14 protein-coding genes are annotated in these 13110 nt (G+C 64.3%); 5 read left to right on the forward strand and 9 right to left on the reverse strand.

Annotated elements, in window-relative coordinates; translation table 11 throughout:
- Window position 1: 1 nt before the first annotated feature.
- The 5 genes from NX862_RS09655 to NX862_RS09675 all read right to left on the reverse strand — a co-directional run bounded on the left by NX862_RS09655 (window position 2) and on the right by NX862_RS09675 (window position 4254).
- Window positions 2-514, reverse strand: coding sequence for a putative pterin-binding protein (locus NX862_RS09655; protein ID WP_264493698.1), 513 nt, complete (start codon window positions 512-514; stop codon window positions 2-4).
- 89 nt (window positions 515-603) lie between these two features.
- Window positions 604-1245, reverse strand: a complete 642-nt coding sequence (locus NX862_RS09660; protein WP_264493699.1) for a LuxR C-terminal-related transcriptional regulator — start codon at window positions 1243-1245, stop codon at window positions 604-606.
- Between the two features lie 42 nt (window positions 1246-1287).
- Window positions 1288-1899 carry a glycerol-3-phosphate 1-O-acyltransferase PlsY gene (plsY, locus tag NX862_RS09665; protein ID WP_264493700.1) on the reverse strand — a complete coding sequence of 204 codons (612 nt, stop codon included), beginning with the start codon at window positions 1897-1899 and terminating at the stop codon, window positions 1288-1290.
- Between the two features lies 1 nt (window position 1900).
- Window positions 1901-3163, reverse strand: a complete 1263-nt coding sequence (pyrC, locus tag NX862_RS09670; RefSeq protein ID WP_264493701.1) for a dihydroorotase — start codon at window positions 3161-3163, stop codon at window positions 1901-1903.
- A gap of 128 nt (window positions 3164-3291) precedes the next feature.
- Window positions 3292-4254 (reverse strand): aspartate carbamoyltransferase catalytic subunit, encoded by a 963-nt coding sequence (locus NX862_RS09675; RefSeq protein WP_264493702.1) that lies wholly within the window; start codon window positions 4252-4254, stop codon window positions 3292-3294.
- 112 nt (window positions 4255-4366) lie between these two features.
- Between NX862_RS09675 and NX862_RS09680 the strand changes: the two genes are divergently transcribed.
- The 4 genes from NX862_RS09680 (at window position 4367) to NX862_RS09695 (ending at window position 6445) form a co-directional block, all read left to right on the forward strand.
- On the forward strand, window positions 4367-4645 hold the full coding sequence (locus NX862_RS09680; protein WP_264493703.1) for a hypothetical protein: 279 nt from the start codon (window positions 4367-4369) through the stop codon (window positions 4643-4645).
- 58 nt (window positions 4646-4703) lie between these two features.
- Window positions 4704-5489: a uracil-DNA glycosylase gene (locus tag NX862_RS09685; protein ID WP_264493704.1), complete on the forward strand. Its 786-nt coding sequence runs from the start codon at window positions 4704-4706 to the stop codon at window positions 5487-5489.
- Window positions 5486-6028, forward strand: coding sequence for a molybdenum cofactor biosynthesis protein B (moaB, locus tag NX862_RS09690; protein WP_264493705.1), 543 nt, complete (start codon window positions 5486-5488; stop codon window positions 6026-6028). The genes NX862_RS09685 and moaB overlap by 4 nt, the downstream gene beginning before the upstream one ends.
- A 75-nt stretch (window positions 6029-6103) precedes the next feature.
- Window positions 6104-6445 carry a DUF1127 domain-containing protein gene (locus NX862_RS09695; protein ID WP_264493706.1) on the forward strand — a complete coding sequence of 114 codons (342 nt, stop codon included), beginning with the start codon at window positions 6104-6106 and terminating at the stop codon, window positions 6443-6445.
- 40 nt (window positions 6446-6485) lie between these two features.
- On the opposite strand, the gene NX862_RS09700 is transcribed toward NX862_RS09695, so the two are convergent.
- On the reverse strand, window positions 6486-8882 hold the full coding sequence (locus NX862_RS09700; RefSeq protein ID WP_264493707.1) for a beta-glucosidase: 2397 nt from the start codon (window positions 8880-8882) through the stop codon (window positions 6486-6488).
- Window positions 8883-9000: 118 nt separating this feature from the next.
- Between NX862_RS09700 and deoD the strand changes: the two genes are divergently transcribed.
- Window positions 9001-9702: a purine-nucleoside phosphorylase gene (deoD, locus tag NX862_RS09705; protein ID WP_264493708.1), complete on the forward strand. Its 702-nt coding sequence runs from the start codon at window positions 9001-9003 to the stop codon at window positions 9700-9702.
- On the opposite strand, the gene NX862_RS09710 is transcribed toward deoD, so the two are convergent.
- From NX862_RS09710 to mutL, 3 genes are read right to left on the reverse strand one after another with little or no spacing between them, the layout of a single operon-like run.
- On the reverse strand, window positions 9695-10165 hold the full coding sequence (locus tag NX862_RS09710; RefSeq protein WP_264493709.1) for a HutD/Ves family protein: 471 nt from the start codon (window positions 10163-10165) through the stop codon (window positions 9695-9697). The genes deoD and NX862_RS09710 overlap by 8 nt on opposite strands.
- Window positions 10162-11268 (reverse strand): DNA recombination protein RmuC, encoded by a 1107-nt coding sequence (locus NX862_RS09715; protein ID WP_264493710.1) that lies wholly within the window; start codon window positions 11266-11268, stop codon window positions 10162-10164. The genes NX862_RS09710 and NX862_RS09715 overlap by 4 nt, the downstream gene beginning before the upstream one ends.
- Window positions 11265-13070 (reverse strand): DNA mismatch repair endonuclease MutL, encoded by a 1806-nt coding sequence (gene mutL, locus NX862_RS09720; RefSeq protein WP_264493711.1) that lies wholly within the window; start codon window positions 13068-13070, stop codon window positions 11265-11267. The genes NX862_RS09715 and mutL overlap by 4 nt, the downstream gene beginning before the upstream one ends.
- Window positions 13071-13110: the final 40 nt, after the last annotated feature.

The following is a 13110-nucleotide window of genomic DNA, read 5'->3' on the forward strand; positions in this document are numbered from 1 at the left end:
CCTATTCGGCGAAAGATATTTCCGTCAATTGCCAGATCGACCTGGAAAAGACCTCTTCCGTGCGGAATTTGTCATCCTTGTCATAGGGATAGACCATCCAGATCGGCCCCTTGTCGCGCAGGGACATGGTTTGACCATCAACCAGAAACGCCAAAAGCGGTGCATCCTCGCCCAGATCGGCCAGGGGCATGCTGATCGCATAGTCGTTGACGGCCCGCAGGGTGATCGTTCCGCCCGTCGCGCCGATGGCCGCGGCCAGGTCTTTCAGCAGAACGCCTTTGAAGGTCGTGATCCCGCTGGTCCAGGTGGTCGAGGTCGAGAATTCGGTTTGTGGCAGGCTTTCCAGAAGCGCCTGATCCAGTTGCAAAGTGCCATCGACATTGGTCGCGACGATGGCCCCGCTGACCGTCAAAAGGACATCCCCGGTCGGCGCGTCGAATTCGGCCGCAGCCGCCCAACCCGCCATCAGCACCGCAATCATCGCGCCCAAGGCGCCGCGCAGGAAATACAGCATGCGTCCCTCCATTGAACTGCACCCTACTACCATGCCGTTCAAGAACCTCTTAACGCGCCGAGGGATAGCGGCCTATCCAAAAGGATAGGTTATTGCAGCCCGGCTTCGCGGGCCAGCATGGCGGCATGGGTGCGGTTCTTGGCGCCGATCTTGCGATACAGCGTCTTGACATGCAGCTTGACCGTCACTTCCTGAAGCCCCAGCTCACGGGCGATTTCCTTGTTCGCCAGGCCCTGGATGATCCGTGTCAGCACATCCATCTCGCGGCTGGTCAACTGGCTGGACCCCATCTCCTGCAAGGCGCTGTCCTTTTGTGCGGCCAGCGTCAGGGGAAGATAGGTCTCGCCGGCGGCCATGAAGCGCAGGGCGGCCATCAGGGACCGCGTCGACATGGTCTTGGGCAGAAATCCCGCAGCCCCCGCGGCCACAGCCTGCTCGGCCACGACATGGGGCGCGGCACCCGACAGGATCGCCACCGGAACGCCGGGAACGGCCTGTTTCATCGCGGCCAGACCGCCCAGGCGGTTCATCCCCGGCATCATGTAATCCAGAAGGATCAGGTCGAAACCGCCCGCCCCGGTTTCGCCCTCCGTCCCGGGTTTCTCCCTTGCAAGGGTCAGGGCCGCATGAAGATCGCTGGCGGTTTCGACCGTGAAATCGGGCTCCTGGCGCAGGAAAACCGCGATCGTATCCCGCACAAGCTCTTGGTCATCGGCAAGCAAAATATGCATCAATTCAACCCGTTGGCCCAAAGGCGGAGCCTTGCCCTGGCCTTAGGCCTTCTTGCGGCCGATCTTGGGCTCTGTGCCCGCCTTGATCCGCTCCAGGTTGGGCCAGTGCTTCCAATAGATCAGCGCGGTCAGGACCACGGTCAGCAGGATCATGGTCCCATGGTTGAACAGCACAAGCCAAAGGCTGGACGTCGCCGCCGCCACCAGGGCCGAAAGCGAGGAAATCCGGGTCAGCGCCGCCACCAAAGCCCAGGTCGCGCAGCAGGCGAGGCCCACGCGCCAATCCAGCACCAACAGCGTGCCCAGAAAGGTCGCCACGCCCTTGCCGCCTTTGAACCCCAGCCAGACCGGGAAAAGATGGCCCAGGAAAGAGGCCAGGGCGGCCAGCTGCGCCGCATCCTCATGCGCGATCTGGCGGGCGATCAGCACCGCGATCCCGCCCTTGCCCGCGTCCAGCAGCAGCGTGGCCAGCGCCGCGCCCTTGTTGCCCGTCCGCAGCACATTGGTCGCGCCGATGTTGCCTGACCCGATCTTGCGCAGGTCGCCAAGCCCCAGCGCCCGCGTGATCACGATGCCAAACGGCACCGAGCCCAGAAGATAGGCCAGCACCGCCACGGCGATCAGCATCGGCTGAGAGGTCTCGAAAATCGGCATGTCAGCTCCCGTAAACCTTTTGTCCGCCCACCCAGGTGGCCAGAACCTTACCCTCCATCCGCGTCCCGTCAAAGGGCGTGTTCTTGGATTTGCTCTCCAGTTTGAATCGGTCCAGCAAGAAGGGCGCATTGGGGTCGAACAGAACAAGGTCAGCCGGCGCGCCCACCGCCATGCGCCCCTGCGGCAAGCCAAGCCGGCGCGCGGGGTTGAACGACAGGGCGCGGAACAGCTGGGACAGCGTCAGGTGGCCGCCATGGACCAGCCGCAAGGCGGCGGGAAGCAGGGTCTGCAGGCCGACGGCACCGCTGGCGGCTTCCTCGAACGGCAGGCGTTTGGATTCCTCATCCGCCGGGGTGTGAAAGCTGGCGATGACGTCGATCACCCCATCCGCCACGGCCTGAACCATGGCCAGTCGGTCATCTTCGGACCGCAAGGGCGGCGTCATCTTGAAGAAGGTCCGGTAGTCGCCGACGTCATATTCGTTCAGCGTCAGGTGGTGGATCGACACCCCCGCCGTGACATCCAGCGTGGCCTTGGCGCGTTCCAGCGCGGGCAGCGAGGCCGCCACGGTGATCTGATCGACGTGATAGCGCGCGCCCGTCATTTCGACCAAGCCAAGGTCACGGTCCAGGCCGATTTTCTCGGCCATCGGGGACACCGAGGGCAGGCCGTAAAGCGAGGCGAATTTGCCATGGGTCGCGGCGGCGCCCGCCGAAAGCCCCGGTTCCTGCGCATGGCCGACGATCAGCGCGCCCAGGGACCGCGCATAGGTCATGGCCCGCGCCAAAGCCTTGGTATTGGTCGAGACGTTGTAAACATCGGTAAAGGCCACGGCCCCGGCATCCAGAAGGAAGCCGATCTCTGTCATCTCTTGGCCGTCACGATGCTTGGTCAGCGCGGCCATATGGCGGATGCGCACGACGGATTCCGCGGCGCGTCTTGTCACGAACTCCAACGTTTCGGGCGTGTCGATGGCGGGTTTGGTGTCGGGGCGCGCGATGATCGTGGTGACGCCCCCCGCCGCCGCCGCAAGCCCCGCCGAGCGGAACGACTCCCGGTGGCGCTCTCCGGGTTCGCCGATTTTGACGCCCCAGTCGACGATGCCGGGGGCAAGGCAATGGCCGCCCGCATCAACGACCGTGGCCCCCGCGGGCGTGTCGCCACCAAGCGCGGTGATCACGTCGCCCTGAATGGTCAGCGAGGACAGATGCTCGCCGCCTTCGGGGTCGATCAGCAGGGCATTGGTGAAATGCAGCATCGTCATGTTCCTATCCCCAGATCACATAGGCGGTCAGCGCAAAGATCACCACCAGCGCCACGGTCGCCACCATCCCGCCGATCCGCGCGTCCGACATCGGTTTCTTCATCGTGACACCCTACCCAAATGCCCCGTCACGCCATCGCCCCAAGCGCCGCCCGGCCCCGTTCCGCCCGCAGGTTGCGCGCCAGAAGGTCCATGCAGGCCATGCGCACCGCCACCCCCATCTCGACCTGCTCCTGGATCACCGACCGGTTGATGTCATCGGCCAGCTCTCCGTCGATCTCGACGCCGCGGTTCATCGGGCCCGGATGCATCACGATGGCATCGGGCGCCGCATGCGACAGCTTTTCGGCGTCCAGGCCGAAGCGGTGGTAATATTCGCGCTCACTGGGGATGAACCCGCCGTCCATCCGTTCCTTTTGCAGGCGCAGCATCATGACGACATCGGCGCCCTTCAGCCCCTCGGCCATATTGTCATAAAGCTCGCAGCCAAAGTCTTTGACCCCCGGCGGCATCAGCGTCGGCGGCGCGATCAGGCGCAAGCGGTTCTCCATCTTGCCCAGAAGGATCAGGTTGCTGCGCGCCACCCGGCTGTGCGCGATATCGCCGCAAATCGCGATGGTCAGGCGTTGCAACCGGCCCTTGGCCCGGCGGATCGTCAGGGCGTCCAACAGCGCCTGCGTCGGGTGTTCATGCTGCCCGTCGCCCGCGTTCAAAACCGCGCAATTCACCTTTGATGCCAGAAGGTTGACCGCCCCCGACGACCCATGCCGCACCACCAAAAGATCCGGCCGCATCGCGTTCAGCGTCAGCGCCGTGTCGATCAGCGTCTCGCCTTTTTTCACGCTGGATTGGGCGACCGACATGTTCATCACATCCGCGCCCAGCCTTTTGCCCGCCAATTCAAAGCTGGCCTGCGTCCGGGTGGAGTTTTCAAAGAACATGTTGATCTGCGTCATCCCCGCCAGGACATCGGCCGATTTCACCGTCCGGCGGTTCAGGTCGACATAGCGGTCGGCAAGGTCCAGAACCGTGGTGATCTCGGCCGGGGCCAGGTGGTCGATGCCAAGCAGGTGACGGGCGCGGAAGGTCATGGGGCTCTCCTTCGTTTCCGGGCTTATGCAACAGGCTGAACCTCTTGTGAAGGGCACAGGAGGGTAACGAAAGCTTAACCATCCTGCGGGAAGCTGCCGTCAGGAGGTGATCATGGACCTTGTTGACGAATTTGCCCAAGTCCGGGCCGAAATCCGGGTGCTGGAGGACCGTGCTGCCCGGCTGCGGGATGAATTGCTGAAACCCGGGGTCCGGCTTCGGTCGAACCAGCATGAGGTGATCTTGCGCAAATCGACCCGCCGCAGCTTTCAAAAAGAGCTTTTGCCGCCGGAATTCCTGAACGCTCCGCGGTTTTGGAGGCAGTCCGAACAGGTGACGGTGTTTGTCCGGCCGATCGAGGATGACGACCTGCAACTGACAGAGCCTTTCTGACCCCCGGTGAATCTGGCCCCAGGTGGACAGGGTCACCGGCTTGGCCTAGGGTCCGGCCATGGGAATCGAGACCGACATCCTGGCCCCCGATCACTGGGAGGCCGCCTTGGCCGCGCTGGACTGGCAGGTTGAACTTGGCGTGGCCGATTGGGTCGTCGATGATCCGGTGGACCGTTATGGCCTGCCCGAACGGCTGACACCTGCGCCCGCCAAGGCCGCCGTCGAGCCGCCCGTTGCGACGGCCCAGGCCGATCCGGTGGCCGAAGCGCAGGCCATGGCGGCGGCCGCCCCGACGCTGGAGGCGCTGCGCGAGGCGATCACCGCTTTCCCGCATTGCGAGATCAAAAAGGGCGCGCGCAACACGGTCTTTGCCGATGGCAACCCCGCGGCCCGCGTTCTGGTCCTGGGCGAGGCGCCGGGCCGCGAAGAAGACCTGGAGGGCCGCCCCTTCGTCGGCCGCGCCGGTCAGCTGTTGGACCGGATGTTCGCCGCCATCGGCCTGTCGCGGACCGCGCCCGACCCCGAAATGGCGCTGTATATCACCAATGTCCTGCCCTGGCGTCCGCCTGGCAACCGCGACCCGGAGCCCGAAGAGATCGCCATGATGCGCCCCTTTCTCCAGCGCCATGTGGCCCTGGTCGATCCGGATTTCATCGTCCTGGTGGGCAACACGCCCTGCAAGGCGGTGCTGAACCAGACCGGCATCCTGCGCCTGCGCGGCCAATGGGCCGAGGCCTGGGGCAAGCCGGTCCTGCCCATGACGCATCCGGCCTATCTTCTTCGCCAGCCCGCCGCGAAACGCGAGGCCTGGGCCGACCTCCTCTCTTTGAAAGCCCGCCTATGAGCCGCATCGACGACACCCGCCCGTTCTTGCCCGTTCGCATTGCCGTCCTGACCGTGTCGGATACGCGCACGGCGGCGGATGATCGGTCCGGCGATACGCTGGTCGAAAGGTTGACCTCGTCGGGGCATCTGCTGGCGGCGCGGGGGATCGTGCAGGACGACCGGGCGCTGATTGCCGACCGCTTGCGCGCTTGGGTTGCCGATCCGGAGGTGGATGTGATCCTGACCACCGGCGGCACGGGGTTGACGGGCCGCGATGTGACGGTCGAGGCCCACCGCGATGTCTATGAAAAAGAGATCGAGGCCTTTGGCACGGTCTTTACCATGGTCTCGATGCAGAAGATCGGCACCTCGGCGGTGCAGTCGCGTGCGACGGGGGGTGTGGCGGGCGGGACCTATCTGTTCGCTCTGCCCGGAAGTCCCGGAGGGTGCCGCGACGCCTGGGACGAGATCCTGAAATGGCAGCTGGATTACCGCCACCGGCCCTGCAACTTTGTCGAAATCATGCCACGCCTGGACGAACATCTGCGCCGCAAGTAACGGAATTTGCGCTGGATCAAGGTTTTGCCGGCCAAGGCGCGCCATCAGGGGGGCAACCCTTCATGGAGTGGCAAGATGTTTGAACGAATCAAGGCGATCATGGAACGCTGGGGCGAGCTGAAAGAGGTCGACCGGCTGTCGGAACACGAGCTTGACGACCTTGGCATGACGCGCGAACAGCTGCGGGCCTTCGTGCAGATGCCGCATGATGTCGGCGACCGGGTCCGCCACATGGGCGCGATCTTTGGTCTGTCCGCCGAAGATCTGCAGGCCAATCACGAACAATGGCTTGATATCCTCTCTACCTGCGCCCAGTGCAAGCATCGCGGCGAATGTTCGCATGCCTTGGCCAAGCGCGGAACGCAGCCCGACGAAGTGGGCTTTTGCCTGAACGCCGGGACTTTCGCAGCCGCCTGAGGGGGCTCCGGGTCACGCCCGGAGCCTGTGCGCTGTGGGTTTACACCGGCAGGCGGCTGGCGCCCATCGTGATCGTCGCCGTGTGACGCAGATCGGCGGCGGAAAAGCCGGTCTGCACGGTGAACTCTCCGGCCTCGACGACCCAGCCGTCCTGCCAGAAGGCAAAGGCGCGCGGGGCGAGGTCCAGCGTGATCCTGCGGCTTTCACCCGGGTCCAGCCAGAGTTTCGCGAATGATTTCAGCTCTTTGGCGGGACGCGGGACCGAGGCTTGCGGATCGCCGACATAGACCTGAACCACCGTGGCCCCCCGCCGCGCGCCGGTATTGGTGACGGTCGTCGTCACCGAGGCGCGCCCATTGCCCGCCGCGACCACCGTGTCGCTTAGGTCAAAGCTGGTGTAGGACAGCCCATGGCCAAAGGGGAAAAGCGGGTCGATCCCCTGTTTGTCATAGTGCCGATAGCCGATGAAAACGCCTTCTTCGTAACGCACATGACCGTTCAGGCCGGGATAGATCTCTTGGTCCTGAGAGTGCGTCGGGTTATGCGACCAAAGCTTCGGGAATGTCTGGGCAAGCCGCCCCGAAGGCTCGGCGCCATACAGCACATCGGCGATGGCGTTGCCCGCCTCTTGCCCCGGATACCAGGCCTGCAACACGGCGCGGGCTTGCGGCAGCCAAGGCATCTCGACCGGGCCGCCGGTCTGCAAGACGATAACCGTATTGGCGTTCGCTTTCAGCACAGCGGCGACCAATTCGTCCTGCCGTCCGGGCAAGCGGATGGTCTGCAGGTCAGAGCCCTCGGTGTCCCATTCGCCGCTGCGACCGACGAAAACGACCGCACATTCGGCATCGGCGGCGATGCGCGCGGCCTCGGCGATTTCGGCATCCCCCATCGGACGACCAAGCCCCACGGACATGGCCGCAAAGGCCAGGTTATCCGAGGGTTTCGACACGAACTCCACCAGAATCTCATGGGCACCAGCGGTCAAATTGACCTCGCCGACGACCTCGTCGCAGCCCTCTTCAAAGAAGGTGCGGCCCTTGGTCCACTTGCCCTCCGAAGCGTCGGCGATCAGATTTCCGTCGAGGAAAACCTTGGCGAATCCAGCGGCATAGACGCCAAGCCGGTGAAGTCCGGCCTCGGTCGTCACGGTGCCGCGGATGCGGGCCGAGAAGTTGACCGGGTCGACGCCACCCGGCATCGGCGGGAACCAGAAGGCCATGAGGCTGTCCATCGGCACCGTCGCGGCAAGGTTGCCGAAGGATCGGTCGGAATACATCTCCGCCGTGAAAACGCCCTGCAAAAGCGGCTCGAACCGGTGGTTGGTGCAGCCCGCCGCATGGGTCACATCCAGGCCGCGGGCGCGCAGACCCTCCAGCGGCGACACGGCATAATGCGGGTTCAACTGCGCCGAGCCGCCACCCATGATCTGTGCCACGGCGCCATTCGGCCCGATGACCGCGATGCGCTGCTCGGACAGGGGAAGGAGCCCGTCGTTCTTCAGCAGAACCGCGCCCTCGGCCCCCGCGCGACGGATCAGCGCGCGGTGTTCGGGCCGGTCGTCGGCCACTTCGACATGCGCCCGGTGATCCGTTAGAGAGCCCACCCGCGCCATCAGCCGCAGCATGTTGGCCGCCCGTTCCCGCACGGTTTCGCGGCTGACCAGACCATCCTTGACCGCCTGAACCAGCTTGGCCCCGCGGTCGCGCGTCGGCCCCGGCATCTCCAGATCCAGCCCCGCATTCACCGTCGGCGCCGTCGTCCGGGAGCCAAACCAATCGGACATGACAATGCCGTCATAGCCCCAATCCTCGCGCAGAACCTTGGTCAAAAGCCACTCGGATTCCGCGGTATAGGTGCCGTTCAGCCGGTTGTAGGACGACATGATCCCCCAGGTCCCGGCCTCTTTCACTGCCGCCTCGAAGGGGATCAGATAGACTTCGCGCAGGCTGCGTTCGTCGATATCGGACGACATCGTGGTGCGTTCGATCTCGGATTCATTGCCGGCGAAGTGTTTGATCGTGGCCGAAATTCCCTCGCCCTGCAGGCCTTTCACATAGCCCACGGCAAGGGCCGCGGTCAGGATCGGGTCCTCGGAATAACACTCGAAATTCCGGCCATTCGTGACAGAGCGCTGGATGTTCACCGTCGGCGCCAGCGACACATGGGCGCCCTTGGACTTGACCTCTTGCGCAATCGCCTGGCCGATCTTTTGTGCCAGTTCCGGGTTCCAGGTGGCACCAATCGCGATGCCAACCGGGAAGGCCGCCGACTTGACGCCGCCCACCAAAGACCCGCCGCCGCGCGCGCCGTTCGGCCCGTCGGTCACGCGCAACGTGCCCAGTCCGGCGCCCTCGACCGACCAAAAGGACGCGCCGGAAAGGATGTGAACCTGGTCCTCAAGGGACATGGCATCAAGCATGGTTTCGATGGTCATAGGGTCCTCCGTTTGCTTTTGGATGCGTGAATTGGGCGCAAAAGGCAAGCTATAACGTTATAGATTGGGCCTTGTCAGGCGCGTGGGCGGCGTTAGGCTGGGGCAAAAGGAGAGAGCCATGACCTTTCACATCGGGGCCAAGCCCGGAGAAATTGCCGAAACCGTTCTGCTGCCGGGCGACCCCTACCGGGCGCGTTGGGCGGCGCAAAAGTTCCTGAAGGACGCGGTCCTGGTGAATGAGGTGCGCGGGATGCTGGGCTATACCGGCACCTGGAAAGGTGAGCGGGTGACGATCCAGGGCTCTGGCATGGGGATGCCCTCGTTGTCGATTTACGTCAACGAATTGATCCGGGATTACGGTGCCCAAACGCTTATTCGGATTGGTTCGGCGGGGGCGATGCAAGAGAGGGTGAAGCTGCGCGACGTGGTCTTGGCGCAGACGGCGTCAAGCGTCGGTTCGCCGTCGCGGACGATCTTTCGCGAGATGAATTTCGCACCTGCCGCGGATTTTGGACTGCTTTCGGCGGCTTGGACGGCGGCTCAGGGGCGGGTGGCGTGTCATGTCGGCGGGATCTACTCCAGCGACACGTTTTACGACGAACGCGAGGACCTGGGTGCGCAGTTGATGCGCCACGGTGTGCTGTGTGTCGAGATGGAGGCGGCGGAGCTGTATACTCTGGCGGCCCGGTATGGGCGGCGTGCGCTGGCCGTTTTGACCATTTCCGACCATTTGGTCACTCACGAGGCTTTGCCCGCCAGTGAACGCGAACAATCGTTCGGTGACATGGTCGAGATCGCCTTGGAAGCGGCCTTCAGCTGACCTCGATGACCGGGACAGGAAGGGTGATTTCCGTCTCGGTCAGGATCAGGTCATAAAGCGCAAAGCCGGGGGCGGCAGCCAGGACAAGAAGCGCGCCTTTCGCCGGGCCTTGGGTGACGCGGACGCGCGGCGCCGGCAGGTGGGCCGCGCGCATGACGTTGAAATCCTCGGATGGGCCCGTGACGTTGATGGCGCGAAGGACAAGGTCGCCGGGGAAGGCAATCGGCTGCAGCGGGCGGGCTTGAAAGGTCGTGGTCCCCACAAGGTCAAAGCCGGGACCGGTCAGCACCGTCAGGTTGCGCTGGATGCCGGGAAAGAGGGAAAAAGGCCCATCCTCAACCACTTGCGCCCGGGAGAGGCGAAGTTGCAGGTGGTCGGTCTCTTGCCGATACAGCTCGATCGTGGTGCCTTTGCCATTGGCCCAGGGCATCGGCCGGAAGTCGTGGGCGGTCAGATGGATCACGTTTGCGGCTCCTCGAAGTCGAAATTATCCAGCCTGCGGGCGCGTTTTCCGGCCTTTTCAGCCGAGGTCCGGATCTCCTCGACATCGCGCACGGCTTGGGAGAAATGGCGGTCCAGGTTGCCGACGCGGTCGCCCAAACGGTCCAGATCGCGCGCAAGTTCGGCCATTTCGCGCCGGATCGCGCCGGTCTGTTCCTTCATCCGGACGTCCTTCAGCACGGCGCGGATCGTGTTCAGCGTGGCCATGCAGGTCGTGGGTGAAACAATCCAAACGCGTATTCCGAAACCCTCGCGGACCAGCTCGGGGAAGTTGGCGTGAAGCTCGGCATAGACGGCTTCGGACGGCAGGAACATCAGCGCGCCGTCGGCGGTTTCGCCGTCCAGCACATAGCGTTCGGCGATGGCGCGCAGGTGTATGCGAACGGATGTGCGGAAAGCGCCAGAGGCCTCTTGCACCGCGCGCGGATTGTCGGCGCGGCGCAGCGCTTCATAGGCCTCCAACGGGAATTTGGCGTCAATCACGATGGGGCCGGGGGGCTTGGGCAGGTGGATCAGGCAATCGGCGCGGCGACCGTTGGGCAAGGTCGCCTGCATCGTATAGGCATCGGGCGGCAGAGCCTTGGACACGATGTCATGCAGCTGGATTTCCCCGAAAGCGCCGCGGGTTTGCTTGTTCGACAGGATGTCTTGCAACGACAGAACATTGCCCGACAGCTTCTCGATATTGGCCTGGGCCTTGTCGATGGTTTCCAGCCTTTGATGCAGGTCGCCCAAGCTGCGCGCCGTGCGGATCGAGGTGCCTTGCAGCGTCTCGATCATGCCTTTTTGCACCTCGGCCAGGCGGGTCTCCATCAGTTTCAGCATTGATGTTTGAGAATGGATTTGCGATTCCGAAACATGCGTCAGGCCACCGGCAAGACGCTCTTGCCCCTCGGCCAGACCCTGCACGCGTTGGCTTAGCCAGGCCATCTCTTGCAGCATCAAGGGGCTTGGGCGTGAGGCGCGAAGGGTTAAGAAAATCCCTAAAACTAGAAGGAAAAGGACCCCGCACAGGATCAGAACCTCGGGCGAGGTCCAGTGATAGTTTTGGCCGAACAGCGTCATGTCCGGCCGAACAGGCGTTCGATATCGGAGAGTTTCAGCTCCACATAGGTCGGCCGCCCGTGGTTGCACTGACCCGAAAGCGGCGTCGCCTCCATCTCGCGAAGAAGCGAATTCATCTCTTCGGCGCGCATCTGACGGCCAGAGCGGATCGAGCCGTGGCAGGCCATCCGCGACAGGATCGCATCCATCCGCGCCAAAAGCGAAGGCGCGTCACCCTGCTCTGTCAGTTCGTCCAGCACATCAGCCAGCAGCGCCTTGGCCGAGGCCTGACCCAGGATCGCGGGCACTTCGCGGACCGCAACCGCCATGCCACCGAAGGGTTCAATCACCAGACCCAGGGCGGCAAGGTCGTCTGCGGCCTCCATCAATCGCCCATGATCGGCCGAAGAAAGCTCAAGGATTTCAGGGATCAACAGGGCCTGCGTGGTGATCCCCGTCGCATCACGCTGCGCCTTTAGTCGTTCATAGACCAGGCGTTCGTGGGCGGCGTGCTGGTCGACGATCACGATGCCCGTCGCAGTTTGGGCGATGATGTAATTCTCGTGGACCTGCGCGCGCGCCGCGCCCAATGGAGCCGCGGTGGGCTCGGATACCGGCTCGACCCGGGCCGAGGGCGCTTCGGCAAAGCCGGGGGCCTGCGCCTCATAAGCGCGCGCCAGCGTGGTAAACGACGGCCGCGCCCCAAGGTCCATCTGATAGATCCGCGGCGCTTCGGGGCGCAGCGCCTGCACCGTTGCCCCAGCCACGGTCGAGGACGCCCTTGTCCCGCCTGCCAGCAAAACCGACTTCAACCCGGTGATGATCAGGCTGCGCGCGGCTTCGGGTTCGCGGAACCGGACCTCGGATTTTGCCGGATGAACGTTAACGTCCACTCGTTCGGGATCGCAGCTCAGGTTCAGCACGGCGGCCGGGTGGCGGTCGCGCGACAGCACGTCGAAATAGGCCACCCGCAGCGCGCCATACAGCAAGCGGTCCTGCACCGGGCGACCATTCACGAACAGGAATTGCTGAACCGAGGTGCCACGAGAATAGGTCGGCAGGGCAGCATAGCCCGACAGGTGCAGGCCGTCCCGTTCGACATCGACGCGCAGGGCATTGGCGGTAAAATCGGCGCCCAGAACCCGGGTCAGCCGCCGCTGCAGCGCGTCAAAGAAGTCGCCGTTTTCGGGGTCAAGGCGCAGGATGACGCGTGGCGGCTCCCCCTCTGACACCTCGGACAGGGTGAAACCGACCAAAGGTTCGGCCATCGCCAGACGCCGCAGGACCTCGGCAATCGCGCCGGCCTCGGATCGGTCCGTCCGCAGGAATTTCAGCCGCGCAGGCGTCGCGTAAAACAGGTCGCGCAGTTCGATCACCGTGCCGGGCGCGGCAGAGCAGGGGACGACCGGCGCCATCCGCCCGCCCTCGACCACCAGCCGATGCCCCTCTTCGCCGCGCGGCCGCGACGTGATCGACAGCCGACCCACGGAACCCAAGGACGCCAGCGCCTCGCCGCGAAAGCCAAAGCTGCGGATGTTCAGCAGATCGGTCCCGTCAATCTTGGAGGTCGCGTGCCGCGCCACGGCCATCGGCAGGTCCGAAGCCCCCATGCCGCAGCCGTCATCCGTCACCCGGATCAGCAGCTTGCCGCCCGCCGCATAATCCACCGCGATGCGCCGCGCGCCGGCGTCCAGCGCGTTTTCCACCAGCTCTTTCACCGCCGAGGCCGGGCGTTCGACGACCTCACCCGCCGCGATGCGGTTGATGGCGGCCTCGTCCAAGAGGCGGATCACGGGGCGTATATTGGGGGCGGGGCTGTTCATTCCACCAATTATAGCGGGAACCGCCCGCCCCCGCCACCGA

Origin of the sequence: Stagnihabitans lacustris, assembly GCF_025950525.1 — a bacterium.
Classification (GTDB): domain Bacteria; phylum Pseudomonadota; class Alphaproteobacteria; order Rhodobacterales; family Rhodobacteraceae; genus Stagnihabitans.

What these genes read in the sequence shown, in the direction of transcription:
- NX862_RS09655 (WP_264493698.1), bottom strand. Translation starts at nt 514, where the DNA reads ATGCTGTATTTCCTGCGCGGCGCCTTGGGCGCGATGATTGCGGTGCTG.
- NX862_RS09660 (WP_264493699.1), bottom strand. Translation starts at nt 1,245, where the DNA reads ATGCATATTTTGCTTGCCGATGACCAAGAGCTTGTGCGGGATACGATC.
- plsY (WP_264493700.1), bottom strand. Translation starts at nt 1,899, where the DNA reads ATGCCGATTTTCGAGACCTCTCAGCCGATGCTGATCGCCGTGGCGGTG.
- pyrC (WP_264493701.1), bottom strand. Translation starts at nt 3,163, where the DNA reads ATGACGATGCTGCATTTCACCAATGCCCTGCTGATCGACCCCGAAGGC.
- NX862_RS09675 (WP_264493702.1), bottom strand. Translation starts at nt 4,254, where the DNA reads ATGACCTTCCGCGCCCGTCACCTGCTTGGCATCGACCACCTGGCCCCG.
- NX862_RS09680 (WP_264493703.1), top strand. Translation starts at nt 4,367, where the DNA reads ATGGACCTTGTTGACGAATTTGCCCAAGTCCGGGCCGAAATCCGGGTG.
- NX862_RS09685 (WP_264493704.1), top strand. Translation starts at nt 4,704, where the DNA reads ATGGGAATCGAGACCGACATCCTGGCCCCCGATCACTGGGAGGCCGCC.
- moaB (WP_264493705.1), top strand. Translation starts at nt 5,486, where the DNA reads ATGAGCCGCATCGACGACACCCGCCCGTTCTTGCCCGTTCGCATTGCC.
- NX862_RS09695 (WP_264493706.1), top strand. Translation starts at nt 6,104, where the DNA reads ATGTTTGAACGAATCAAGGCGATCATGGAACGCTGGGGCGAGCTGAAA.
- NX862_RS09700 (WP_264493707.1), bottom strand. Translation starts at nt 8,882, where the DNA reads ATGACCATCGAAACCATGCTTGATGCCATGTCCCTTGAGGACCAGGTT.
- deoD (WP_264493708.1), top strand. Translation starts at nt 9,001, where the DNA reads ATGACCTTTCACATCGGGGCCAAGCCCGGAGAAATTGCCGAAACCGTT.
- NX862_RS09715 (WP_264493710.1), bottom strand. Translation starts at nt 11,268, where the DNA reads ATGACGCTGTTCGGCCAAAACTATCACTGGACCTCGCCCGAGGTTCTG.
- mutL (WP_264493711.1), bottom strand. Translation starts at nt 13,070, where the DNA reads ATGAACAGCCCCGCCCCCAATATACGCCCCGTGATCCGCCTCTTGGAC.